Raw genomic sequence first — 24973 nt, 5'->3', positions numbered from 1 at the left:
ACTTAAACATTCAACAGCATTTAACCAAACAAGTTTACGGAGTCAACTAACCATGCAACCTATGCCTAAAGACTACAACTTCACCGAAATTGAAGCTAAATGGCAAGCCCGCTGGGAAGAGATGGGTATCAACCGCTACGACTGGAACGACAAAAACCGAGTCCCATTCAGCATCGATACGCCCCCGCCGTACCCCTCAGGTGAACTGCACATGGGCAACGTCTTGAACTGGACCTACTTTGACATGGTTGCCCGCTACAAGCGAATGCAGGGCTTCAATGTACTGTTCCCGCAGGGCTGGGATTGTCACGGATTAGGTATAGAGATTCAGGTTGAGAAAGCCCGAAACATCCGTAAACGCGATGTACCCCCAGAACAGTTTAGGCAATGGTGTATCGAGCTTGTTGACAAGTACATCGGTATGATGAAAGAGGGTATCCTAAAACTCGGTGCATCCATCGACTGGACGACTGAATACAAAACAATGAACCCTGACTATTGGCGCCGCACCCAACTCAGTTTTGTGCAGCTCTACAAGAAGGGATATATGTATCAGGGCACGCACCCCGTCAATTGGTGCCCACGTGACGAGACCGCCATAGCCGACGCGGAAGTCGATCACATAAAAAAAGAAGGCACCTTACACTACATCAAATTCCACTTGGCAGGCAGCGAAGAGTACCTTTTAATCGCCACATCTCGTCCCGAGTTTATCCCCGCATGCGTCGCGGTTGAGGTTAACCCTAAAGACGAACGCTACGCCAAATATGTCGGTAGAAAAATCTCTGTACCCCTAATGAATCGAGAAGTTACGATAATAGCCGACGAAGCCGTTGACCCCAAATTCGGCACTGGAGCAATGCAGATCTGCACCTACGGTGACAAAGAAGACGTAAAAACAGTCATAAAACACAAACTCCCAGTTATCCGCCTGATACAGCAGAACGGCCAAATCAGCGAAGCAGGCTGCAAATATGCGGGACTCTACGTGAATCAGGCGAGGGCTGCCATAGTTGAAGACTTAAAAGCCGCAGGGTTACTTGAGAAGAGCGAAAAAATCCAGCAAGAAGTCGGCGTTTGCGAGCGCTGCAAAACCCTTGTTGAAATCCTTGAAGTTAAACAGTGGTTCATGAAAACCATGGCGCTAACCGCGAAAGTGGAGGAGAACGCTAACGCCATACCTTGGTATCCTGATTACATGCGTAACCGCCTAATTGACTGGGCGAAAGCTTTGGATTGGGACTGGGTCATTAGCCGTCAACGTCTTTTTGCTACTCCGATTCCTGTTTGGACCTGCAAAGGCTGTGGCGAGTTGATTGTAGCTGAAGAAAATTGGCTACCGATCGACCCCAAACTTGAGGGCCCACGCATAGAGAAGTGCCCCAAATGTGGCGGTAAAGACTTCCAAGGCGAACAAGATGTAATGGACACTTGGATGGATAGCTCAATAACCTGCGCGGTGCACGCAGGTTGGCCTGACCGCCCAGACTGGCAGCGTCTTTTCCCTGCAAGTATTCACCCGTCAGGCACCGACATCATCCGAACATGGGCCTATTACCTCATGGTGCGTCACCTTGCCCTCTTCGACATGCGACCCTTCAACAGCGTACTCATCAACGGCATGGTCTTAGGCGCAGATGGCAGAAAAATGAGTAAATCGCTGAAAAACTACGCTGCCGCGCCCGAAGTACTCAACAAAAACGGCGCCGACGCAGTTCGTCAGTGGGCCGCTGGTGGTGGAGCCACAGGCTCAGACATACCTTACCGCGTTCAAGATGTAGAGTACGGTCGACGTTTCCTTGTTAAGCTTTGGAACGTTTCGAGTTTTGCAAGCAATCTGCTAGCAAATTATGACCCCAAAGCAGAAGGTGAAATGGAGCTGCAGCTTCTTGACAAGTGGATACTTTGTAAAACTGAAAAGTTAACCAAAGAAGTTACAGACGCCTTTGAGCGGTGCCAATTTAACATCGCACTTGACGCCATTCGCAACTTCACCTGGCATGTCTTCTGCGACTTCTACGTGGAAGCTGTTAAAGACCGTCTCTACCGTCCCGACAGCTACGGCAAAGCTAACTGCGCAGCCGCACAGCACACCCTCTACGAAGTCCTCTATCGAATTCTACAACTTCTCGCTCCAGTTATTCCGCACCTGACCGAGGAAATCTATCAGTACATGTTCAAAGAAGGTAAAGGTTACCCAAGTATACAGGTTTCAGCGTGGCCCAAATTCAACCCTGCTTTGGTGGATGAATTGGCTGAGAAGGACGGCGACTTGGTCACAGCGGTTATGAGTGAAATTCGCCGCGATAAAGCTGAAAACAAAAAACCCCTAAACGCGCCCATCAAGAACCTCACGGTAACCGCCAAAGATGAGTCCGTAGCCGAAGCAATCCGTAGAGCAGCCGCCGATATCAAAGCAACACTTAAAATCGAAGCTCTCATCGTCCAAACAGGCACAGCAAACGGTAGACAAGTAGCCCAGTACGAAGTCTACATTAAACCCGAATACTAGATGAAAATCTTATGGTAAAGAAGGTAGGTTTAATCGGTTGCGGTGCAATCGGCACCGTTTTGGCAGAGGCAATACAACGAAAAATCGTAGCTTGCGACGAGTTGGTAGTCTTTGACATAGACGTTGACCAAGCAATCAAACTCAAGAATCTACTTACTTTTCCAGTTAAAATCGTTCCAACCTTCGATGAATTGTTAGAAGCTAAACCCAAAGTCATCGTTGAAGCCGCAGGACAAGGCGCAGTCCACCAATACTTCGACAGGTTAGTCAATTCAGGCGCGGAGCTTATTTTCATGAGCACAGGCGCACTACTTGACCACGATACCAGCAATCCTTGCGTGCATTTTCCTGCGGGTGCCATAGGTGGCTTAGACGCTATTGCAGCGGCAGCCAACGCAGGCATAGATGAAATTGCCCTAATCACCCGCAAAAGCCCTAAGGCACTGGGGAAAGAAGTTACACAGGAGACAGTAACTTTTGAAGGTGAGGCTGAGGAAGCCGCAAAGCAGTTTCCACGGGAAATGAATGTTGCCGCCACACTAGCATTAACAGTGAAACCGGTTAAGGTCAAGGTTAGAGTCGTGGTTGACCCCGCCACAACACGCAACACACACGAAATCGCTGTCAAGTGGCGCTACGGCGAAATGCACTTAAAATTCGCAAACCAACCCCACCCCGACAACCCTCACACAAGCGCCTTAGCCGCGTGGGCAGCAATCAAGTTGCTTCAAAATTTGCTACAATAAACTCCTATAACTTTGCATGCTTTAAGATCGAAGGTTGCTCCACAGCATGAACAAAGAAGCTGTTTAGGGCTTTTTTAGCACGTTTCAATTCGAGTCTATGCTTCATGGAGCAGCTTCTGCACCGTTTCTGATCGGCGGGGATGCTTCGCCAGTGAGGGGTTTTTGCTCTGGATACTAACCTTTTTCCGCAATCGCAACAGTGGTACTTTGTAGGGCTTTCTCTGATATGGTAAACCTGCAAACGTAGCATCTCCTGTCTTGTTACAGTATGTCATTTCTTAGTTTTTCCAGCATACCCCGCACGATGGATTCTTTTAGATTCAAAGCCTTAGAAATGCTCTCGATATCTGTGGAACGTTCATCAAGGATGAAATGTAGAACTCTACGCTCATCATGAGATTTATCTTGGGTCTGCAACTCCTGTGTCGCATGCTTCATCGCCAAGTTGCGGATGAAAAGCAAAACAGTCTTTTCATTTTCAAGCTCCGACAATTTATGGTCGATGTCTTTTAGCAGGACGGAAAAAGGTTCAATCTTGTTTTCGTTACTGCATTTTTCGATGTTGGCGATGCGTTTCATAAACTCTGCTGCTTGACTTGAAAGTTCTGGGGGTAAATTTTGAAAGTTAAAGAGTTGCTCATTGAATAAATGCGGTCCAAAACTCAGTGAAATGTAGCCTGATTGTTTGAGGAAATATGACCGTCTGTTTGGCCCAAAGGGGCTGGCAACAAGACTTGAGCCTACAATTCCCGCTTTCTCCAAAATCGCTAAGTGGCTGGTTACGAGTTGCTGTGCTTCCCCGATTTCTTTTGATAACTCGAGAGGATAACTCGGTTCTTGGCTTAGTCGCTTGATTATTTTTCTTCTGATGGGGTTTTCGATTGCTTTAAGCATTGAATCGATTTTAGTTTGCTCGGTCATGTTGATCTCCTAACAAAAAAAGGATGGGGGGGTTTATTTGAGTTCGACTTTTCTGGGTTTTTCTTCAGGTTTAGGTTCTTTCTTAGGTACCTTTAGCTCCAAAACCCCATCTTTCATGGAACCTTCAACTTTAGAGGGGTCAACTTCCTCTGGGAAAGCGATGAACCGCTGCAGCGAGGAATAGGCGCGTTCTCGGTGCAGATAGTTCTTGCGTTCTTCTTGTTTTTCTTCTTTGCATTCTGCTTTTATGGCTAAGCCGTCTTTGTTTATTTGTACGTCTACTTGGTCTTTGGTGAACCCTGGAAGTTCAGCGTTTACGGTGAAGGAGTCGCCGTTGTCGATGAGGTCAACTTGGGCGTATCTTGTGGGTAACCTGTATTCTGTGGTTTCGTATAGTGGGAAGAAGGGTCGCATGAGGTCGTCGAAGGATCTTCGGAATTCGGTGAAGATGTCGTCGATGCTTCTTTCTAATCCTTGTTCCCTCACTCTTGCTATTGAGGTTCCAGGGGTTGCTGGTGATACTGTTGGTTTCCTTCTTTGTTTGTCTTCGACCATTTCAATCCACCTCTATACATGATTTACTTGTATAGCATACATATACAAGTTCAGAAATAAAAATTTTACGCCGCCCACATCAATCCATAGAAACCAACTGTCCACCAACCAACCCAATCTATTCTAAAGCAAAAGAGCAACCGCAACCAAACAGCAGCAAACATCCACAACGTGACTTTATTTATATAAGGGAGGGGAGGAGGCGACAGAGCAACCGCGAAGTTCCAGCTAGCTCTTCACATTTTCCCTATTCTGGGATTTACCTCGATGCAGCGTCTCAGCCATCAAGCTTAGTTCTTTAACGTAATCCATAAACGCCATCCGCAACGCCTCACTCTCACTTGTACCCAACCTGCTCGACAACTCCGTTAAAATTTCCCTTTGCTCCTTGCTAAGCACAACTTTAACCACACATCGCCTAACCATTAACCCCCACTACTCCATTTTTTGAATTTGACCCCACAGGATGGCCCACAGAGTGGGCCACGCGTGGCACAACAGGTGGTACAATTCGCCTTTTCATTTTCATTGCTTATTTAGTGTGTGTTAGACCTGTGAGGTTTAGTAAAATGTCATGGGAACAAACTGATAAATTCATCAAAAGCGGGCACAAGAATCCCGCTGACTTTCAAGAAGGCACTCAAAAAACTGTTACCTTAAACGAGAAAGAAGGCATCCAAGCCATAATAGCTAAGCCCAAAGGCAAGCAAACGATGGCGATTCAAAGCTATCTTTTCAGTAAAGAAAAAGGTTGGACGCTGGAAAACGCGAAGGCATGGTTTAACAAGCTGCATCTACCGACTAAAGAGCACCTCTGCGCGGTTCTACCCTTCACGGTCAAAGAGAAAGTCCTCGACAAACCCCTGCGAATCGAGGGCGTAGCTTTAACGATTGGCATGAGCCGCAACTTTAACATCTACACCCCAGAAGAACTGGAGGCGTTCTCAGGCAAACTGATTGATGCCCCCGTCTATCTTGAACATGTCTCTGCAGAAGAAGCAATAGGGAAAGTCACCGACACCCACTGGGACGGACAAAACCTCCACTACACGGCAGAAATCTACGATGAAGAAACCGCAGAAAAAATCAGAAAAGGCCTAATCCGCCACGTCAGCGTCGGGGCAGACTACCAAACCATCGACTATGTCAACGGTAAGGTTCCTCATGGACTCTACAACGCGGAGATGAGCCTTGTGGCGGTTCCGGGGATACCTGAGGCTAACATCCAAATCCTCGAGTGTTTCCAAGAGCAGGAAAGTCCTGCTGGATTTTCAAAGTCAACCGTCAACTTGGCGGAAGGCTTGATCAAAAAACCCAAAGAACCCACCGTTCCAATCGAGCAAGTCATTCGCATGCTAGACGAAATTGTGCCCAACCACATCGTGCAGCGGAGTTGGAGTCTGGGACCACAGCGCATGTGCCAAGAGCTTAACAGGGTTATCTATCGTCTTCGCAACATGCAGGATAGTCACAAAATTGACCGCAAGTAACTGAGGATGAACTCGGAGAAAACGAAAAACCAACGAGAAGATGAAAAATGACTGATTTAACCAACAAACCATGGATGGCCGCGGGAGAAACAGACGACCCCAACGCAGTTATCGAGTCTTTTGAAGCTGCAGCGTCAATCACTAAAGGCTCACCCGTCTACTTGAGCGCTGACGACAAGGTTTCTGCTAGTCCAGGTGGAGACGACGACATAGGTATAGCAGTAAAAACCGCTTCGACGGGCCAAATGTGCCCAGTGCTTAGGCGGGGCAGAGTCAAAGTCATCGCCGATGGCATCATCACGCGGGGCAAAGCGGTCTGCAGTGCGGCAGGCGCAAAAGTCACCCAACTCGTCGACCAACCAGTCAATGAAGGTGGCTCAGCAACTTACACCGTGTTCTACAACCGCAAACTCGGAACCGCGCTTGAGTCAGCAGCATCAGATGGTGACCTGATTTTCATCAACGTGGAGAAGTGATCCAGAATGAAGCCTAAACTTTTTGAATCCCTAATTCAGGGCGACAGCGAATTCAAAGAACACATCGAAACTCAAAGACATAAAACCACAACCCACCCCTTCCTGAGGCGTTACTGCGAAGTAGGCATAAAAGAAGGCCTGTTCAGTGATTCCGCTCAGGCACTGGGTCGCCTACACGACACACTCGTGCAAGCCGCTTACCCAGAGATGATTGGACGAGACATAATCACCGTCATGTCAACCACCGAACCAATGGAGCGTTTCCCCCTTGACCAAAAAGCAGTTGCTTACCGCTACGCCGAAGGCGCCGCCACACGCTTAAGCGGCACCAAAAACGGCGTCGCAGACGTCTACACCAACATCCAAGCAGAATCCTCCGAAGAGTGGACCCGCGAGTTCCTAGAAGACGCCACTTGGAACGTTATGAACCGCATGGTCGAAAAAGTCGGCCGCGCTCTTGGCGAACAAGAAACCAACCGTGTGTTGGCGCTTTATGGTGCTGTGGCTGATGCTGATTTAGCAGGCGGAGGTGCCCTAAACAACAGTGGAGCAGTTCTCGACTGGAAGGGTGTAGTCAGCTTACATAACGCAGTGCGATCTCAAAATTGGAAACCCACCGTTTTAGCCGTCAACGAAACCCAGCTTCATCAACTGTTAAACGACGACAAATTTATCCACGCGCAGTATCTTCCGTCTGGGCAAACAGACATCGACGAAGCAACCGTAACGAGCGTCTTGGGTATGCGTGTGCAAGCAAGCACCCTTGTTCCAAACGGCACTGCATATGCCATCGACACTCGTGTTGCTTCTGTTATGCTTCTACGTCGAGATGTAACCGTCGAAGACTGGGAAGACATCAAAAACGGCAAGTACGGTGTCCGCGCCACAACTCGCTTCGGTATAGGTGTTTTGCGTAGCAACGCCATCGCCAAACTCACCAACATCAAAACCACCCTAACATAAGGTGACAACAGATGGCCAATCTTTCATCCCCTTTTTTCGAAACAACTTTTGGAGGACTTTAATTGAGACGATTAACTGAAAGAATGAACCTTGCATCAATGATCCTTAAAGATCTCAGTCGCTGTGCAATGCGTCGAACTGACCTTGAACAGAACACTTTGCAATGTGGTGGAACACATGCCACTTTCGAAAGTATTTTTTACTATCTGATTCAAGGCGGATTCATACAGAAGAGTTCGACGCGGCACCTCGCAAAATATGCCATAACTGAAAAGGGTAAAAAGCTGCTGGAGGCTCTGAAATGAGCGGCGCGTTTCGTCGGTTTGTTGAGTCTTTTGCGGTTAAACCCAAAGGTGGTTACGTCTCGCCGCAGACTTCTCTGGTGTACGAAACCCCAAGCATTCCCCTCTCAGACGTAATCAAACTTTACCAACGTGACCCGACCTGTAAGGCCAGTGTGGATTTGCTGGCGGCTTCCGCTGTTGGTTCAGGTTTCTACACTACGGTAAACGACAACTACGAGAAAGCCGCACAAGCAAAACGTGTCGTCGATGGCTTTAACGAGAACGTGAACCTCGACGCTTTGCTCAGCGATATGGCAAGGATGCTCATAGCTTGTGGTAACGACTTCTGGCTAAAACTAACCCCCCAGAACATCAAAGCCCTACATCGGTTACCAATCGACGCCGTAGAACGGATAGAACAAAGCTACCTTGACGAAAAAACTCTTCGTGTTCCTTACAAAATTGAGAGTTACAAACTACGCCACATATACGGCGGAGAAAACCTTGATGCCACAGCCATCGTTCACTGGCGTATCAACTGTTTAGACTATTCGGGTTACGGCACGGGTGTGTTGCAGGTTTTGTTGCACTCGCTTGCCTTTGGATGTGATAAGCGTCCAGCGTACTCGGCCATGAAGGCGAAGATTGAGCGGATTATGCCCCGGATTTTTGAGAAGTACGCTGGACCAGACGTTTTGGCGTTGCTGGAGCGGGCTGATGACGCGACGATTGAGCAGTTTCAGCAAGCCATCAAAAACCGCAGTGAAGAAGGTGCCTGGCTGTTTTACAACGGCAAAGGCGACATACGCCCAGTCACGATAGATCCCCGCGCCCGCTTTGAATACTACGTTGACCACTTGATTAACCAGTTTTACTTGGGCTGCGAAACCCCCTTGCCGCGGCTTTTTAGCACGCCTGGTTTCACAGAGGCATCCGCCAACGCCGCCTTGGAGTTGCAGAACATGCTCATTCAGCCCGTGCAACGCTACATTAAGCGGCAGGTGGAGAGGGAACTCTTTGATACAGTGTTGTCGCAGGCGGGGTTTGACCCCGTTAAAGCGCAGGTTCGGCTTAACTGGAGTCCTTACAAAGCCAAAGAAGCCAACATAGCTGACCTTTTGAGTGCGGCTGAGAAGGGGTTGATTCGGCAGGAAGAGTTCCGCAAGAACGCCGTCAAATTCGGCTGGCAACTCTGGGATGAAACACCCCCAAAAGGAGGCGGAAATTGATGGCGACGGTTACCTTAAGTGATGTGCGAGACACAATTAACGTTACCTCAACCGATATTCCCGACCATAAACTGCAGAAAATGGTTAACCGTGCAGCCACCACGCTGTCGCTGGAACTAAACAAAGCCATCGACTCAGGCAACTGCTCTGATGCCGAAAAAGAATTCATCACTCTGCTCTCCGCCGTTTACGCCATCTGCTACTTGACTGGCGGCTCCGCAGTCGGGTTAGACTTTAGCGTCGGAGACCAAAACTTCGCCGTAACCGACAAAGCCCCCCCTCTGATGGTTCTGCAGCAGGAACTAGAACGTATCCTTGGCAGCCTAAAAAAACCAACCTTACGGAGCGCCTAACCGATGCCCGTCCCCGAAGCTTACTACCAGTTTGTGATGGATTATGCGCCTTACCTCTACATTATACCTGGTGAGGGACCAGATTTGACTTGGGGGAAAGCAGCGCTTGCCGCGGGTTTCGCGGTGGATTTTCTTTATGAGGCATATTTTGACCCTCAGTTTGACGATCGCAGTGCTGAGATAGAAGCAAAAATCGTCGAGCTAACCAACTGGATGCTTACCCAGCAAATCACAGACGTCAATAGAGAAGGTTACGGCGGCTTTGTCAGCGCGGAAGGCAGCACATACTGCTACGCCGTGGATGCAGGTCGCACAATGCCCGCGCTGCTAAAAGCTTATGAATTAACCTCAAACGAAAACTACCTCAACAGCGCCAAATCAGCAGGCACCTTCCTGTTAAACATGCAGCACAAACCTCGACAGCTGGGCATCCACGACTGCTACTACGGTGGCTTCGCAAGAGCGGTAAACACCGCTGATGCATGGCTGCCCCAAATGGATGTTGAAGCGCTCTACGGCGTCGTTGGGCTTCGGTTGCTTGCTGAATCTGACCCCATAAACAAAGCGCAATACCAAACTATAATCGAAGACGCAGTCAACTTTTACCGCCCAGGCCTTGAGCAAATATATCTGTATTTTGACCCTAAACCCAGCGGCGACAGCGCTTGGCACAGAGTTGGTTTACGTGACGACATAATCTATGATGACTCTGTTGCTTATGCTTTGCTTGGGCTATACGACTATGAAGGCTACAGCAGCAGTGTGCAAAAGACCTATCAAGTCATAAACGCCATCGGGGCTTCACCCCAATTTCCCGCCTACAACTCGGGTATCTGCTGGGCAGGCTATATCAACGTGAAAACCAAGCAGCTCGCATGCGACTACTACGACGCCGTAACCGCAGGCATCTTAGGCAACATCCGACAACGCCACGACAAACCCGCGTACGATTTCAGCGCAAAAACCATCCTAAGCCAAGCACAGGAATTCATGTTCTGGGGACCCAGACAAACAGATTATGGGCCCATTGAGAATAAGCAGGCGATGGCAACGGTTTGCTGGCTTGGCGAGATGCTTTCGGGCTACCAGCCGCCCCTGACCCGCTTCACGCAGGTGCTGAGAAGCAAAGGCGAAAACCTAACCCTTCACCCACTCACTGAAGCAGGAGACTCCCCAGCATACGGCGAACCCACAGACCTAAAAGCCATTGTTCTGCCACAAAAAACCGAAGAAATGCTCATCGAACCTGGCTACCTCGTCAACGATTATTTGACAGTACATGTTTTTGCTCCGATACGTCGTCACGAAAGTAACCCGCAACGGCACAGACTACGAAGTAACCACTACCCAAGACTTCATGCTGAAAAGCGATGTCGCATTTCGCAAAGCCACACTAAGGAGACTACACAGCCAATGAGCGAAACCGAAGACCCCGCCGCTACAGTAATGCGGTTGCTTCGCACTCAGATGCGTGTGGTCTTGGACAACGGAGGTTTGGCTTCGGTTGATGTTTCAAGGGAATACCAAAACAGTGACGCATTCAAAGTTTCAGATGGGCAAGTTACAGTTGTTTTGGCGGAAAACGTGGATTCAAAGTTGGATTTGTCGGGTAAAATTCGACGGTGCACCTCAACTCTGCGCGTGAATATTTGGGCAACAGAAACCCTATCCCAAACCGAAACCGCCACAACAATCCGCAAAAAAATCGCCGACGAAATAAACCGCATAATCCGTCAAAACTGCCAAATCCCAAACCAAACAACCTACAACTATGTCGGTTTAAGCCCAAACACCCAGACCAGCAAAGTATACAGCGGCAACATCGAAGCATCTCCAACCGCCAACGGTTGGACAGAGTTATCGGTCGGCGACTACCAGAACCTTTGGTACAGCGACGACAGCCGATGCCAAGTAAGTCGCAGTGGGAGCGGTGAACGGGCGGTTTTGCTGTTTGGTTTCAAACTCGAAAGCCGCCGCAACACGGTTAAGCAGGCTGTTTTCGCTTTCGAGGGTTTCGCCTCAGCAGCAACCCAGAACGGCGTCACAGTCAAAGCTTGGAACAATGTGGCGGGGGCTTGGCAGAACACCCAAAACAACGCTGCCTCAGAAAGTGACGCGCAATTAACCTTAAGTTTAACCGCAAACTTGGCTGATTACATCGACGAGGAAGGTTTCTTGTGGTTTTTGGCGGAAACAAACGGTGCAAGCGACGGGGTGACACCTGCGGTTTTGACTTGCGATTCTGCATCTTGCGTGGTCTCCGTCAAAGGCATAACCTACTGCGATGTCGCAGGCAGCCGCAACCTCGACCGCGCAGACCTAAAACCCCCAGTGTACCGCACTGAATTGACCGTAAAATCATGGTATATCGAAAAAATAGGAGAATAAAAAAATGCCACAAACATATGGTTCTCATGAAAGCAAACTCTTCTATGTGGAAGAATCAGTTTTCGGGCAAACCCCCACGAACCCAGCGATGCTTGGAGTAGCAGCCGAGAGCATCGAACCCCAAATCAACTCCAACAACATCAAAGTCCGCGGAGTAGGCTCCGTCGATTTGCAAGCGATAAAGAAAGGCCAACGCGCATCGAGCTTAAAAGTCTCGTTTCCCATTCCCAGCGATGCCCCGATCAATTTCCTGCAGAACTGCAAAGTTGACCTCAACAAATCATTAAGCGTGCAGGTGCTGTACTATAAGGGCGCTTTTTCTGAGGCAACGGACATAATTTCTTTGCTCTATACAGGCTGCAAATTCCAATCCGTCGCCGTGGAATGCAGCATCGACGATGTGGTAAAGGCGTCGGCTGAGCTTCTAAGCCAAGACGTAACCGCGTCCACCTCAAAAATTTCAGGCGCAACCTACAGCGAATACGCAGGCGCCGTGCCCTTCTACGAAAGCTACATCAAAAAAGACACAACCACACTGGACCGCGTCACCGACTGGAAATTCACCGTAAACAACAACCTAAAACAAATCCCCGTCATACGCAGTCCCAACGGTAACATAATCAAGTACTTGCCCAATAGGCACCGCGAGTTAAGCGGCGAAGTGGTTTTCGAATTCGAATCCAAAGAGGAATTCGACGACATCATAAACGACACCGAATTTGACTTAGAATTCGGTTTGGGCGGCTCAAACAAAGCTATCCTCGGAGACTGCAAATGGGAAAACGTCTCCATACCCACCCGCATCGAGGAACTCGTCAGCCTCAAAGCCGCCTTCACCGCAAAAACCCTCACAATAACCTAAAAGGAGAAAAGAAGAATGCGAAAACAAACCCTGACACTGGGCAACGAATACGGCGCAGAATACCAAGGCCAATACGTCTTCAGCGAAATCACTTGGGCAAAACGTAGCCGCATAATCCAAAAACACACCAAGTACCACCCACTTTCAGGGCAGGTGCAATCCAGCGACTTCATCGCAATCCAAGCCGAAACAATCTGGGCATCCCTCAAAGAGCAACCACAAAGCCAGCCCCTCACTTTGGAGAAGCTTCTGGGCGAAGAAAACGGAGTCCCAATCGCGCTGGGCGAATTACTCTCGCAAATCGTCAACGGTCTCTGCGCTTTGACTCGTGAGGAAACTGCTTTTTTATCCGAGCCATCCGCCGCCAAAAACCCCACCCCGCAATCACAGACTTTAGGCTCTGCAAAGAATTCGGCTGGACCCCAACAGAACTCAGCCGCCAACCCGCCCGAGTCATCCACCAATACACCGTTATCCTCAACGAAATAGACCGCCAAGCCGAAGAAGAAAAAAACAAAACCGAAAAGGAAGCAAAAAGACATGAGCGTATCCATATCCCTTGAAATATCAGACGGAGAAGAACTCGCGCAAGCCCTAAACCGTTTTGACGTCGCCGTGCAGAAGCGCATAGGGGCGCAGTTGGGGCAGTGGGCTGAATCGGTCAAGGCAAACGCGGAGCAACTTGTGCCTGTCAGAACTGGGTATCTGCAGAGCACGATTTACGCCAAAACTCAGGATTGGCAAATTGAAGTCGGCGCAGAAGCCACCTACGCCGCTGCAGTCGAATTCGGCACCAGCAACATGCGTGCCCAACCGTACCTGACCCCAGCGGTTGAAGCCTACTTACCCCGCCTTGAGCGCGTTTTGTTGGATGCCTTGGATTCTGCTAAAGCGGAGGCGCAACTATGAGTTTTCGAGAAATCGCAATCACGGTGCGGGCGGTTAATCGGGCAAGCAACGAGTTTAACCGCATCCAAACCGACGCGGAATCTCTTGCCGCGCGTGTTAGAACGCTGGGTTCCACACTTGCAGGCATCGGCGCAGCGGGAACAGCCATCAGCTACGTCGCAAACCAGTTCGGCATCCTAAACGACTCCCAAACCCGCGCCTTAACTAGTGCCATGATGGTTGTCTCTACGATGGGGTTGTTTATGCGCACAAGCGCGGGCGTCGCGGTAGCACAGAAAGTTTACGCTGCCGCTACCGCGTTTGCCACGGCGGTACAGAACAGCCTCAACATCAGCTTTGCAACTTTTCTCGCCCTAACAGGCGTTGGAATCGCCGTTATCGTTGCAGCAGCCGCGGCGATGTACAGCTTCGCCAACAGCATGAACACCGCTACTGCGAGCGTACAATCCTTCAACAGCACCGCCGCCGAAACGCCCATCCGAACCCGCAGTATCACTCGCGGCGGCGAAGCAGAACTCTACCGCAGAGGCGTCGAATAATGAGCGTAAATGCTCCGTCGGTAGCAATCGTTTTTGGCTCCATTACTCCACCGCAAGGTGATGTAGTCGAATTGAATGTCCATTTGGGTTGCACTAAAGAAGTTAGCAGCTTTGAAGTTGTGCTGCAGAATTGGAACGGCAAATACAGCCCTAACGGCATCTACCCCATAACTGTTGGTTTAGACGGTAGCATAAGCGTCGGCAGAGGTGCCAACTGCCCCCAACTTATCACTTGCAGGGTCGAAAGCGTCAAATATCAATCTTCACCCACAGAAAACTACCTCACTGTGAGTGGGCGCTGTTGGGGCGAACGCCTTTTCCGCCGAGTAGTTACCGCCACCTATGAGAACATGAAGGGTGAAGACATAGTCAAAGACCTACTTGACTACTACTCGGGCTTAAGCCACAGCCGAGGCGGAGTTGAATTGGTTGAATCAACCGACACCACCTACACTAAACTTGAATACAAAGACACTCCCGTGATAGATATCCTGCGGGAAATCGCCGACAGCGCCGACGATAACGGGGTCATTGGGTTTGATTTCAGGGTTGCTCCAGATGCGAAATTCGAGTTTTTCCCCAAAAACACCAAAACCAGCTCCGTTAGCCTCTCTGAGCGTATAGAAACCAGCGAATACACCAAAGATATAACCCGAATACGCAACCGAGCCACCGTATACGGCGCAGCCGACAAAAGCATCCCACAAAACAAAGACCAATGGACAGAGTCGCTTTCACCATCCGACGGGCAGTGGACCGCATCCTCGGGCACAATAAGCCTTGACACCACCTCAAAAATCAAGGGCTCAGCCAGCATAAAAACAACCGCCCAAAACCTTTACTCCGCCTCCTGCCAACTAACACTTGACAGCGGCAAAGAAGTCAACACCAACCTCTACCCAACCCTAAACTTCTGGCTCACCCGCGAATCCGCCTTCAACGGCAACGCCACCATAATCTTACACGACATCTACGACAACCTCGCTTCACATGAGCTGACCGTGGGCACAGACAAATGGTTCCAAACCCAAGTCCCCGTCGGAGCCGCCACCACCGACCAATGGCAAACACAGTCAGGCTTCAATTGGACACTGGTTAAACGGGTGAAGGTAACTGTTTGGTTTACGGGTGTAGGTTCAGGAAGCTTTTGGGTGGATGGCTTATATTTTGGTGGACGCCGATACAGCAGCATACAAAACGACGAAACCAGCCAAACCAACATTGGACTACGCGAAATCGTCGAGGTGAACGAGGAATTAGCCTGCGACGCAGAATGTGAATGCCGCGCCAAGGCGCTTCTGGCTAACCTCAAAGACCCCGCAGAAACCTTAACCCTCCAAAGCACAGTACTTGACTACGGCACAACGCCGATACTTGCAGGCGACAAGATAGCGGTCTATTTGCCCAACGAGGGAGTAAACAGCTATTTCAGAGTCAAAAGCGCCGAGTACCACGTAGACGGCAAAACACAGACACTTCAAACAACACTCGAGTTGGGCAAAGAGAAACCCCTCCTCGCCGACTACGTTTACGCATTACACAGCAGAACAAGCAGTTTAAGCAGGTACAAAACAGCAAAACCATAGGTGCAGAGTATGAGTAAACGTGTTGTTGTGGAAGTTAGGGCGGATTTGCATAAGCAACTGCGCAAGATCGCGGTTATAAATGACCTTAAGCTCTATGCGGTGACTAATGCGCTTTTAGAGGATTGTCTTTCTGATGAGGAAAGGGTGCAAGCGGCGCTTAAACGGGTAGAAACCTGACTTTTGTGTTTTCTGTTTTAGTTTAGAATGTGCCGTGACAGGTATGCTTTGGATTTTGAAAGCTACGAAGGCGCAGAACTAATTTAAAACATAAAACCTATCTTATACTATCTACTGTTTGAATTAGTGAATTAAGTTGGGTCTGAACTGTTATCTTCCAGGCAACATGATACTAATAGACGCTTACGGGTGGGGCGATCTTTTACTGGGGGTAGTCGTCGGCGCAATTAAACCGCCCCAGCGTATGCTTCTGGAACGTAGAATCCCAACCTCAGCTTTTCAGCCGCCCAACTTTGCCAGCAAAAAATACTTAGAAAACGCAAAAAAGATCGCTGACGAAATCGTTACAGTCATGCAGCCTGACCGCGAAACCTGCTTCAAAGTCTGCTCCGAATATGTTCTCTCAGGCGTCATCCCACATCTGCAAGCCAAAGGCTTCAAAGTTCAAAAAGTCGAATCCACAGGGGAACTCAACCAGCTAGTCGAAGACGCTTATTTGCGATGGTGTGTCGAGAGCGGTGTGCCCAAAGAGTTGCTTAAGGATAAGCGGCGTTTCTTTGTTTTTTTAGATTGGGTGGCAGAAAATCCCCATGTGCGGGAGCGCTTGGTTAAAACGGGGTGGGACAGTTGGGAAGGTAAATGGCGAAAAGAAATCTACAAGCGTCACAACGCTGAATTCCATCCCTCAAGCGGTAACACTGAATCCGGTCAGACCACGCTATGAGTCCCTGTTTTTGTAGATTTAGACTAAGTCGGGTTTTTATACAACTCTGCCGTATTGCATGGACAAAGAGAGCGTGAAAGTACCCAATTGACTCTTATCGTTGATGACGCAGGCAGCGGTGACTTGCTTTTCGGCGTTGTAGTCGGCGCATACCACGATGACACAGGCGAATTCAAATACGACTTAATCGACGTAAGGTTCTACCAAGATATCTTCCGCGAAAAAGAATACCTCCAAGAATCCTCACGCGTCGTCTTAAGATTGGTTTCAAAATTTAACCTCAAACCTGATGAGCCAATCCATATCTGCCAAGGCTGCATCTTTGATGTTGCAGCAGAAGAGTTGCAGAAAGTCTACGGCGAAGACAGGGTCAAACGCATCCATGTGGATGGCGAAGCGCAGAGGTTAGTGGAAATCGCCTACTTAGACGAAATCCGCAACTTGGGTTACGAACCGCTACCAGAACGGGACGAGAAGAGAGGCAAAAGTTTCTTTCACATGTTGCGTTGGCTGAAAGACAACCCAGAAATGCTCAAGTACGCCAAAACTGGTTGGCCGCGGCTGAAGAAGTATCAACTTTTCAAAGCGTTCCATGCACCTCAAACTTTCAATGCTGTGTGCAGTGAATGCGGAAGCGAATGTGAAGTGCCCTTCCAACCCAAAGCCGACAAGCCAGTGTTCTGCCAGAAATGCTGGCCAAACCACAAAGTTCCCCACAATAAGTCACGTAAAAACCGAAAAAGAAAAACAATAAAACATTAGGAAAGGACAAAAAACGATGAATGTATTCTTAGACTTCAACTCAAGCTGGTACATACTCCTATTCGCCTTTTTGGGTGCATGGGCAGTTCTGATGTTTGCCAGAAGAAAATGGAACGCAAAACACGAAGCAAAAGAACAGATATTTCTCGCATTCAGCGGCATGATATCGCTTGCTATGATGGAGTTCTTCGCAGTCTCCACTGGATTGTGGAATTACACTCCTGGTAACTGGCCCGTTATCCTATGGCCGACTTACTTCGCAGCGATTCTGTTCGGATATCAGTTGCTTCGCTCAATTGAGGGCGTGCTTATCCGCAAGCCTATGATGTAACTTTTTAAGCCCACTCTAAACTCCATAGGTGCTTCAAACCAGAAAGTGCAAATCACCATCGGCATGATTGACGGCTGTATGTGTATTTGTGCAGACGGCATACGGTGCCAGTGTCCCCTTGTGGGAAATAAGTGACGTGGCGCATTTGGAGAAGGTTCTGGAAAGAATCAAGTGGGCAAAAGAGAACCCCTAAAGCATCGTCAACATTAAGCGTTTTTTTAGTTTTATGGGCCACTTCTGAGCAAGTTAATTGTTTTTTGCAGGGTTTTCTGGATGTCTGACGATTTTTTCTTAATTTTTATGAACAGTTCTCAACACCCTTTATATCATTCAATGGCAATAATCTGTTCAGAGCAAAACCCAAAAAACCAGAAAAGGGATGGAGACCGGGCATGATGGATATCGCAACCCTCGCGTTGGCAGCAGGCATGTTTGCTTTGCCCTTCATATTCATGGGGTATGTCCGTTCCCGCGTTCGGCACGCGTTAAAAAAATCAAGGTAAAGTAGACTAGCCACGAAACCACAGGGTGGTTGCATATCCAAAACAGCCTTCTCCCTGCTCACCGCTACTTCCAGCGATATACATCCATATTACATAACCTTATAAGCCCAACTTACTGATGCACAAAACCCCAACAGGAGGCGAAAATCTGTGTTGAGCAGAGATTGCGATGGATGTGAGATGCTCCACATGTGTAGCGAAAGATACCGTAAAGTAGGCAAAAACGAAAAGGTTTACTGCCCAGACGGCACCGCACACCTTGTAGATCAAAACTAACTTTTTTCTTTCATTTTTGTCATTACCCTTTTGTATGCATCTTCAAATGAGGGCTCTCTTTACTGATAATACAAAAGTTGTGTGTTTGCGTTATTGTGTTTCTAGGCGTTTTCTAATCGTTTCCTGCTGCTCGGGCGAAAAAACTTCCTCTCCACATACAGGGCAACGTAGCGCTTCCACGTCACGCAAAACAGCACCGTCCAATTCAAAATCAAAATGTACCTCAACATACTCAACGTAGCACACTGGACACATCAGCGCACCAGCCTTAGCGCAGTTATTTACTGAATTTTTTGCCAAGCTCTTCCGCCCACGCCTCAACCTTAGCTGCATCAGTGTTGTCAAGCATAGTTTTGCCGAAGTATCGGATGCGACCGCCAAAAGCTTCCGCCCCAACTGGGTTTATGTTGGGATATTTGGAGAGGGTTTTGTTTACGAATCGGGTTTTGGCGTTTTCGTAGCTTCCCGGTGTGCCACCCCAAGATGATGAGGTGAAAAAAGCCACACGTTTACTGCTCAAATCGTTTTTTAAAAATTTGAGTGCTTTGCTGTAAACTCTGCCGCCTCTGACTCCTGCGCCGACCACCACGTTTTGGTACTGTTCTAGGGGCGGTATGTCTTTTTCTTTTTTGAGGTCAAACACATCCACTTCCAACCCAAACTTTGTGCGAAGGACATCGGCAATTTTTGCGGCGGCACCCTTGGTTGCTCCCTGCTTGGATTCGTATACTATGAGTGTCTTGTTTTTTTGCATCTGTGGGCTTCCGAGAAAGTTTAGGGGTTGAGTTTTTTACCGCAGGCGTTGCAGAAAACTGCACTTTGGACGTTTTGGGCTCCGCAGTTTGGGCATACGACAGATGTTGGGGGTTGAGTTTCGACGTTTTTGTCTTTGATGCTTTCACGTGCTCTTTTGAGTGCTGCTTCAGTTTCTTTTGCAGCAATCATAAAAGCCCGTTCAAGCTCTTTGCCTGCACGGTAAAAGGCATCTTCTAACTCGCCAGAAGGATATTTTACGTTGGATGCTGTGCCTTTTGGGGTTTTGGTGCCGCATTTGGGGCAAAAGTTTGCTTCGTCAGCGACAGGTGCGCCGCAATTTGAACAATAAACCATGATTTCACCAGTTAAGATGGATACCTTAAACAAATTTAAGCTTTACAAACTGTGACTGATGCTCTTGGCGCTATGGATCCTTATCTAAAGCCGAATACGAATCCGTATCCGCAAAAGCTGGAACCACGCGACGTCTCACAGTGTACCTCCCCTCCCTTATATAAACAAAGTTGAAACCAACGAAGTTGAAGACGTAACTATGTACCGCTTGTTTATTTTCTCCCAAAGAACCGCTTAAATCAATCTAAGTGCCATCAAATATTTAGAAGTAAAAATTGGTATTCGTATAAGCAATTAGTTTTTTCAGTCAGATTTAGCCGTTATAGTTAAGTTGGAACCCTTAATCGCCGTAACTACTGAAACAATCCATGAGAGAATCATGGCGTTTACCCAGTTTAATTCTGAATATGGGTCGTGCCCTCGTCCAGCCGTAAGGTATAGAAAGTTTGCCATAAACACAAAACCGAAAGCCAAAGTAATGTATCCTACTGCATGCCAGCTATTCATTTTTGTACACCATTTAGGGAATTGTATTGTTCTGTTTAAAAGCTTAACCGAAGTTTACATGAACACTTTAATCGCAGCTAATGAATTCCTCATTCTTTGTGTATAGTAAGGTAAGTCGTTTGGTCATTTTTCATTCGGGCATGGGTGCGTTTTTGGATATATAGCGGTTGCTGAAACACCTCCTTAAATACTGTATTGCGTATTCTGACTTGAGGAAGGAGAAGGCACTTGCAAATAACAGCCCAGTGGCTAGAGGCGCAAATACGCACATACGCCCAAGAATTCCTAAAAACACAGTACGGCCCAGAAGCAGCAAACCGACTCAACCGATTCCAACTCAACGCTTTGGACGCCTACGACTACGGCGGCTTATCCGAAGCCACAGACGCCAGCCTCACCGTAGCAGCCAAACGTGACTTCCAAGCGGGCAAACTCACAGACACCACCAAACTAATCGTACGCCACGAACTAGGCCACATCGTAGACGAAGAACCCTTTGACTTCCCCGACTTCGAAGACCAAATCGAGCGGGAAAAGAAGGCATGGGCAAACGCTAAACCAAAAACCCCAGCGGAACAATGGTACAAAAACCTCTCCGTCAGAACACATGTTGACCCGCTGAAGATGGCGGCTTTGGGTTTTCCGCGACCAGAAACCAAACTGTCCCCCGAACTCCTCGAGAAGGGCACGGCGGCTGAGGTGGCGCGGATGAAAAAAGACAGCCCTTGGGTTGATGTGAATTTGGCGCGGCGATTTGCCATGGCAAACCTACTGGAAAACCCAAACTACTACAACCCATAATCAAGCATTTTTGTAGCGGCTTTTATCTAAACAATTAAGCATTGATGCTTCGCTATGTTAAAGAACGCTTAAAAGCGGTGATATTGGTTGGAAGGTTTATAGATTCGTTTAGTTCTCTTGCCTTAAAGTTGTGATCCCTGTGGCGGAAAACAAAACCCCCGCTCTTAAGCGTTCTATCGGTTTGTGGAGCGCCGTCGCCATAAACGTCGGCGCCATCATAGGCGGCGGAATCTTTGTCGTCACAGGCATCGTCGCAGGATACGCGGGTTCAGCATTCATCATATCCATGATCGCCGCGGGCATAATCGCATTCATAACCGCCACAAGCTTCTCCAAACTAACCGCTTGGCAGCCTGTGGAGGGCGGCGCTTACGAGTATGGGCGGCAGTTGGTTTCGCCTTATGCTGGGTTTTTGGCGGGTTGGATGTGGCTGGTGGCGAACACTTTTACGGGGGCGGCGGTGTCGCTTGGATTCGTGTACTACCTTTCGGCGGCAATCCCAGGTTTGCCTGTCAACGTGGTTGCTGCAGTTATGTGCTTGGTCTTCACCGCTCTCAATCTGGTTGGCGCAAAAGAATCCGCAGCCGTCAACAACATCTTCGTAGCCATAAAACTCTCAGTTTTAGCCTTCTTCGTAGTCTTCGGAGCCCTGTTCGCAGACACAACCAACTTTGCACCTTTCACCCCCCTATCCAGCGGCGTTTTGTACGCTACTTTCTTCATCTTCTTCGCATACGGCGGATTCGCAAGAGTAACCGTCATAGCCGAAGAAATCAAAGACGCCAAACGCAACGTACCCCGTGCTCTGTTGCTCTCGTTGGGGCTCTCTATGTTGGTTTATGTTTCGGTTGGGTTGGTTGCGGTGGGTTTGCTTGGCGCAGATGGGCTTGGCGGTTCAGCTTCGCCTCTCAGTGAGGCCATGGCAGTCAGCGGCAGCTCGGTGGCGGTTCAAGTCATTTCTTTCGGTGGTCTAGTGGCTACTGCAAGTGTGCTTTTAACTGCGATTCTGGGCGTTTCGAGAATGGCTTACTCCATGGCGCGTCGACACGACTTACCCAACAATTTAGCTCAACTACACGGTAGATTCTGCACGCCCTTCAAAGCGATAATTGGGACTGGTGTGGTTATGGCGGTTCTGGTTCTTTTCTTAGATTTAACGCGGGTCGTTGCGATAAGCACCTTCGCGCTAGTTTTCAATTATTGCATCGTCAACATCTCAGCGTTTAAGCTTCAAAATGGTTCTGGCAGATTTCGGCGCATTTTGCCTCTGCTTGGGTTGGGGACTTGTCTGATGCTTTTGGCATTTATCTTGTTTGCGACGCCTGAGGTTTGGGTGGCGGGTGTGGTTTTCTTGGCGGTTGGAACCGCTTATTTTCTGGTACAGAAACATCTGCGTGGACGGAAAAGAGTTTTAGCTAACCAAACCAATTCTAAAGTTACCTCAGCAGGTTAGACTGATGACAACTAAAGCTGTTTTATTCGACATGTTCGACACTTTGATGCTTATCGAGAAAGACCACGCGTTCTACTCGCCTTCTCTGCAGCGCATGTACCGCTACCTGACCAAAAAAGGCATAGATGTACCTTTCGAGAAATTCGAGAGCACCTACATCGAAGTAAGAGACCACCTCTACGCAAAAGCAGACCTCAACCTCGACGAACCCCACTTCAACGTTCGCGTCTCAGAAACCCTTAAAAAACTGGGCTACAACGTTCCCGTATCGAGTCCAACGGTGGCGGCTGCAACTAACGAGTTCTGCGAAGAATTCAGTAAATACGTGCGTATAGACCCCGACGCTGAGTTGGTACTGAGAACGTTGTTTGGCAAATACAAGTTGGGCATAATCTCTAACTTTGCCATCCCTGAATGTGTCCTTAAACTGCTCAAAGCCGCCCGCATTGATTGGTTTTTTGATGTGGTTGTGGTTTCAGGTGCGGTCAATAAACGTAAACCTAGTCCTGAAATTTTTAGGCGCACTCTTAGGATACTGGATGTTTCAGCGCAGGAAGCGGTGTTTGTCGGTGACACCTTTGACGCAGACATTGAGGGCTCAAAAGCTGTGGGTATGCGAGCGATTTACATAGAACGCCGTAGCCAGAAGCATTCTGAAAAGTTTTGCCCTGACCAAACCATCAAAAGCTTAAGCGAGTTGACCTTGGCTCTTGAGCGATGCGGCGGGTTGGTGTAGGGCGGTTTTTCGCCAATCCTTGGCTTTGAGCATTTTTGTTAGTTCGTGGTGTCTTTTTAAGAAATTTCTACCTTTCAATGTGATCCTGTAGACGTCTTTGCCGTTGATGTTGGACTGCGTTAGTAGGTTGTTGTCGATTAAGAAGAGTAAGTAATCGTTGAGTTGTGGGTAACTCAAGCCTGCGCGGTACATTATTTGGGTTTTTAATGCGCCGTCTCTGGCTATTTCTAGTATGTTGGCTGCAATGCTTAGTTGATCGCGTCTTTTCTGGTTTGCCCGCAATAAAGTGTTGTACATGCCGTTTATTTCTCATGTCTGATTTCTCAGTATAGCTTTATAAATATTTGTCTATTAACTTTAAATCTGGCTGGTCATTTGTTGAATAAAAATGCAAACGTACCGTACAGAATACTTTAATGTAACAACAAGAAATTCAAAATGAGGATATGTATGATAATCGGTGCAATCTCAGACTCTCACGATAACCTTCCCCTCATAGAAAAAGCCATTCAAACCTTAAACGAACAAAAAGTCAACCTAGTGCTCCACGCAGGCGACTATGTAGCGGCCTTCACAGTAGATAAATTCAAAAAACTAACCTGCCCCCTCATCGGCGTATTTGGCAACAACGACGGCGACCACGAATTCCTCAAAAAACGCTTCAGCCAAACCACCAACTGCACCGTACATGAACGCTTCACGCAACTAAACTTGGATGGCTACAAAATCGCGTTACTACACGGGCATGAGACCGAGTTGTTGGGTGCAATACTCGATAGCGGCTACTTCGATGCAGTCGTTCGCGGTCACAGCCACATCCACAGCCTCGAGTACAGAGGAAAAACGTTGTCAATCAACCCCGGTGAACTTTGTGGTTACTTAACAGGAAAACCCACACTCGCTTTGCTTGACACAGATAAGCATCAAGCAAGAATAATTGAACTCTAACCCGACAAACCTTGCGGTGGATTCGGGGTAAGCTGGCTGCAAAAGGTTGCTAATTTAGCGGTGCTATCGGAATAATGTATGGTGTGCCTTCGTTGTAGTTTATTTTTACTTCGACGCCGTAAACGAGGTTAATGTTTTGGGTTGTCAAAACAGAATCCACCTCGCCTGCCGCAAAAATTTTGCCAGCTTTCATCATTACGATTTTATCGCAATACCTCGACGCAAGGTTTAAGTCATGAATAGCCACAGCTGCAGCTAAGTGTTCTGTAGCGACGAGTTTTCGGGTTAATTCCATGACTTCAAGCTGGTATCTTATGTCCAAATTGCTTGTCGGTTCATCTAGGAGCAGAACTTTTGCTTCTTGAGCAATCGACCTAGCGACAAGAACCCGTTGCTGTTCACCACCGCTGAGTTCATAGAAATTCCGCATCGCGAGGTGCTCTATGTTGAGCATTTTTAGGGCTTCCCAGACTTTCTGGGTGTCTTTTTCGCCGCTCTGCCAAGAAATGTGTGGTCGTCTTCCCATGAGAACTATTTCGAAGACGGGTAGCAATTCGGGGTTGGCGACTGAGCTCTGTGGGACGTAGCCGATGTGTTTGGCGACTTCGAGGCGGCTCATCTTTTTTATTGCTTGTTCGCCTAGCAGTATGGTGCCTTGTTTGGGTTCGAGTATTTTGTTTAGGCATTTTAGGAGGGTGGTTTTTCCTGAGCCGTTGGGTCCTATCATGCCTAGGACTTCTGATTCTTTTAGGGTTAGGGTTACGTTTTTGAGTGTTGGGGTGCTGCGGTAGGTGAAGGTTACGTCTTGCACGCTTATGTTCAATTTTTGTGC

General features: G+C 48.4%; 30 protein-coding genes. 22 read left to right on the top strand and 8 right to left on the bottom strand.

Annotated elements, in window-relative coordinates:
* Positions 1–52: 52 nt before the first annotated feature.
* Positions 53–2512: a valine--tRNA ligase gene (locus NWE96_09220; GenBank protein MCW3984161.1), complete on the top strand. Its 2460-nt coding sequence runs from the start codon at positions 53–55 to the stop codon at positions 2510–2512.
* 11 nt (positions 2513–2523) lie between these two features.
* Positions 2524–3258, top strand: coding sequence for a DUF108 domain-containing protein (locus tag NWE96_09215; GenBank protein ID MCW3984160.1), 735 nt, complete (start codon positions 2524–2526; stop codon positions 3256–3258).
* A gap of 261 nt (positions 3259–3519) precedes the next feature.
* On the opposite strand, the gene NWE96_09210 is transcribed toward NWE96_09215, so the two are convergent.
* The 3 genes from NWE96_09210 to NWE96_09200 all read right to left on the bottom strand — a co-directional run bounded on the left by NWE96_09210 (position 3520) and on the right by NWE96_09200 (position 5160).
* Complete coding sequence (locus NWE96_09210; protein ID MCW3984159.1) at positions 3520–4179, bottom strand: ArsR family transcriptional regulator; 660 nt, start codon at positions 4177–4179, stop codon at positions 3520–3522.
* A gap of 33 nt (positions 4180–4212) precedes the next feature.
* Complete coding sequence (locus NWE96_09205; protein MCW3984158.1) at positions 4213–4734, bottom strand: Hsp20/alpha crystallin family protein; 522 nt, start codon at positions 4732–4734, stop codon at positions 4213–4215.
* Between the two features lie 228 nt (positions 4735–4962).
* Positions 4963–5160 carry a hypothetical protein gene (locus NWE96_09200; GenBank protein MCW3984157.1) on the bottom strand — a complete coding sequence of 66 codons (198 nt, stop codon included), beginning with the start codon at positions 5158–5160 and terminating at the stop codon, positions 4963–4965.
* A 143-nt stretch (positions 5161–5303) separates the two neighbouring features.
* On the opposite strand from NWE96_09200, the gene NWE96_09195 reads away from it, so the two are divergent.
* The 16 genes from NWE96_09195 (at position 5304) to NWE96_09120 (ending at position 18586) form a co-directional block, all read left to right on the top strand.
* Positions 5304–6224, top strand: a complete 921-nt coding sequence (locus NWE96_09195) for a DUF2213 domain-containing protein (protein ID MCW3984156.1) — start codon at positions 5304–5306, stop codon at positions 6222–6224.
* A 47-nt stretch (positions 6225–6271) separates the two neighbouring features.
* Positions 6272–6700, top strand: a complete 429-nt coding sequence (locus tag NWE96_09190; protein MCW3984155.1) for a DUF2190 family protein — start codon at positions 6272–6274, stop codon at positions 6698–6700.
* 6 nt (positions 6701–6706) lie between these two features.
* Complete coding sequence (locus tag NWE96_09185; GenBank protein MCW3984154.1) at positions 6707–7663, top strand: phage major capsid protein; 957 nt, start codon at positions 6707–6709, stop codon at positions 7661–7663.
* 301 nt (positions 7664–7964) lie between these two features.
* Positions 7965–9176 (top strand): hypothetical protein, encoded by a 1212-nt coding sequence (locus tag NWE96_09180; protein MCW3984153.1) that lies wholly within the window; start codon positions 7965–7967, stop codon positions 9174–9176.
* The gene (locus tag NWE96_09175; GenBank protein MCW3984152.1) at positions 9176–9529 is read left to right on the top strand and encodes a hypothetical protein; all 354 of its coding nucleotides are present in this window, start codon (positions 9176–9178) and stop codon (positions 9527–9529) included. Before NWE96_09180 ends, NWE96_09175 begins: the two co-directional genes overlap by 1 nt.
* A 3-nt stretch (positions 9530–9532) precedes the next feature.
* A complete protein-coding gene (locus tag NWE96_09170; protein MCW3984151.1) occupies positions 9533–11917 on the top strand; it encodes a hypothetical protein in 2385 nt (794 codons plus the stop codon).
* A 4-nt stretch (positions 11918–11921) separates the two neighbouring features.
* Complete coding sequence (locus tag NWE96_09165) at positions 11922–12779, top strand: phage tail tube protein (protein MCW3984150.1); 858 nt, start codon at positions 11922–11924, stop codon at positions 12777–12779.
* A gap of 15 nt (positions 12780–12794) precedes the next feature.
* Positions 12795–13268 carry a hypothetical protein gene (locus tag NWE96_09160; GenBank protein ID MCW3984149.1) on the top strand — a complete coding sequence of 158 codons (474 nt, stop codon included), beginning with the start codon at positions 12795–12797 and terminating at the stop codon, positions 13266–13268.
* A gap of 51 nt (positions 13269–13319) precedes the next feature.
* Positions 13320–13688 carry an HK97 gp10 family phage protein gene (locus tag NWE96_09155; GenBank protein ID MCW3984148.1) on the top strand — a complete coding sequence of 123 codons (369 nt, stop codon included), beginning with the start codon at positions 13320–13322 and terminating at the stop codon, positions 13686–13688.
* Positions 13685–14227, top strand: coding sequence for a hypothetical protein (locus tag NWE96_09150; protein MCW3984147.1), 543 nt, complete (start codon positions 13685–13687; stop codon positions 14225–14227). The genes NWE96_09155 and NWE96_09150 overlap by 4 nt, the downstream gene beginning before the upstream one ends.
* The gene (locus tag NWE96_09145) at positions 14227–15813 is read left to right on the top strand and encodes a hypothetical protein (GenBank protein MCW3984146.1); all 1587 of its coding nucleotides are present in this window, start codon (positions 14227–14229) and stop codon (positions 15811–15813) included. Before NWE96_09150 ends, NWE96_09145 begins: the two co-directional genes overlap by 1 nt.
* 9 nt (positions 15814–15822) lie before the next feature.
* A complete protein-coding gene (locus tag NWE96_09140; protein MCW3984145.1) occupies positions 15823–15990 on the top strand; it encodes a hypothetical protein in 168 nt (55 codons plus the stop codon).
* A gap of 166 nt (positions 15991–16156) precedes the next feature.
* The gene (locus NWE96_09135; protein MCW3984144.1) at positions 16157–16714 is read left to right on the top strand and encodes a hypothetical protein; all 558 of its coding nucleotides are present in this window, start codon (positions 16157–16159) and stop codon (positions 16712–16714) included.
* An 87-nt stretch (positions 16715–16801) separates the two neighbouring features.
* Positions 16802–17476 carry a hypothetical protein gene (locus NWE96_09130; protein MCW3984143.1) on the top strand — a complete coding sequence of 225 codons (675 nt, stop codon included), beginning with the start codon at positions 16802–16804 and terminating at the stop codon, positions 17474–17476.
* Between the two features lie 16 nt (positions 17477–17492).
* The gene (locus NWE96_09125; GenBank protein ID MCW3984142.1) at positions 17493–17807 is read left to right on the top strand and encodes a hypothetical protein; all 315 of its coding nucleotides are present in this window, start codon (positions 17493–17495) and stop codon (positions 17805–17807) included.
* A 656-nt stretch (positions 17808–18463) separates the two neighbouring features.
* Positions 18464–18586 carry a hypothetical protein gene (locus NWE96_09120; GenBank protein MCW3984141.1) on the top strand — a complete coding sequence of 41 codons (123 nt, stop codon included), beginning with the start codon at positions 18464–18466 and terminating at the stop codon, positions 18584–18586.
* A 277-nt stretch (positions 18587–18863) separates the two neighbouring features.
* Here NWE96_09120 and NWE96_09115 read toward each other — a convergent pair whose 3' ends face one another.
* The 3 genes from NWE96_09115 to NWE96_09105 form a co-directional block, all read right to left on the bottom strand.
* On the bottom strand, positions 18864–19340 hold the full coding sequence (locus tag NWE96_09115; GenBank protein MCW3984140.1) for a flavodoxin domain-containing protein: 477 nt from the start codon (positions 19338–19340) through the stop codon (positions 18864–18866).
* A gap of 20 nt (positions 19341–19360) precedes the next feature.
* On the bottom strand, positions 19361–19696 hold the full coding sequence (locus tag NWE96_09110; GenBank protein MCW3984139.1) for a zinc-ribbon domain-containing protein: 336 nt from the start codon (positions 19694–19696) through the stop codon (positions 19361–19363).
* Between the two features lie 303 nt (positions 19697–19999).
* Complete coding sequence (locus NWE96_09105; protein ID MCW3984138.1) at positions 20000–20203, bottom strand: hypothetical protein; 204 nt, start codon at positions 20201–20203, stop codon at positions 20000–20002.
* Positions 20204–20431: 228 nt separating this feature from the next.
* On the opposite strand from NWE96_09105, the gene NWE96_09100 reads away from it, so the two are divergent.
* The 3 genes from NWE96_09100 (at position 20432) to NWE96_09090 (ending at position 23193) form a co-directional block, all read left to right on the top strand.
* Positions 20432–21004 (top strand): hypothetical protein, encoded by a 573-nt coding sequence (locus NWE96_09100; protein MCW3984137.1) that lies wholly within the window; start codon positions 20432–20434, stop codon positions 21002–21004.
* A 139-nt stretch (positions 21005–21143) separates the two neighbouring features.
* The gene (locus tag NWE96_09095) at positions 21144–22457 is read left to right on the top strand and encodes an APC family permease (GenBank protein ID MCW3984136.1); all 1314 of its coding nucleotides are present in this window, start codon (positions 21144–21146) and stop codon (positions 22455–22457) included.
* A gap of 4 nt (positions 22458–22461) precedes the next feature.
* Positions 22462–23193 carry an HAD family hydrolase gene (locus NWE96_09090; protein MCW3984135.1) on the top strand — a complete coding sequence of 244 codons (732 nt, stop codon included), beginning with the start codon at positions 22462–22464 and terminating at the stop codon, positions 23191–23193.
* Here the strand turns inward: NWE96_09090 and NWE96_09085 are convergent.
* Positions 23146–23490: a winged helix-turn-helix domain-containing protein gene (locus NWE96_09085; protein ID MCW3984134.1), complete on the bottom strand. Its 345-nt coding sequence runs from the start codon at positions 23488–23490 to the stop codon at positions 23146–23148. The two genes, NWE96_09090 and NWE96_09085, sit on opposite strands and share 48 nt — an antisense overlap.
* Before the next feature lie 153 nt (positions 23491–23643).
* On the opposite strand from NWE96_09085, the gene NWE96_09080 reads away from it, so the two are divergent.
* Positions 23644–24141, top strand: a complete 498-nt coding sequence (locus tag NWE96_09080) for a metallophosphoesterase (protein MCW3984133.1) — start codon at positions 23644–23646, stop codon at positions 24139–24141.
* Between the two features lie 49 nt (positions 24142–24190).
* Here the strand turns inward: NWE96_09080 and NWE96_09075 are convergent, their stop codons facing one another.
* Positions 24191–24964 carry an ABC transporter ATP-binding protein gene (locus NWE96_09075; protein MCW3984132.1) on the bottom strand — a complete coding sequence of 258 codons (774 nt, stop codon included), beginning with the start codon at positions 24962–24964 and terminating at the stop codon, positions 24191–24193.
* Positions 24965–24973 lie beyond the last annotated feature (9 nt).

It is taken from the genome of Candidatus Bathyarchaeota archaeon (assembly GCA_026014685.1).
Taxonomy (GTDB): Archaea; Thermoproteota; Bathyarchaeia; order Bathyarchaeales; family Bathycorpusculaceae; genus Bathycorpusculum.
Note: the sequence above shows the minus strand (reverse complement) of the source record. Positions and strands in the feature narration are given on the sequence as shown.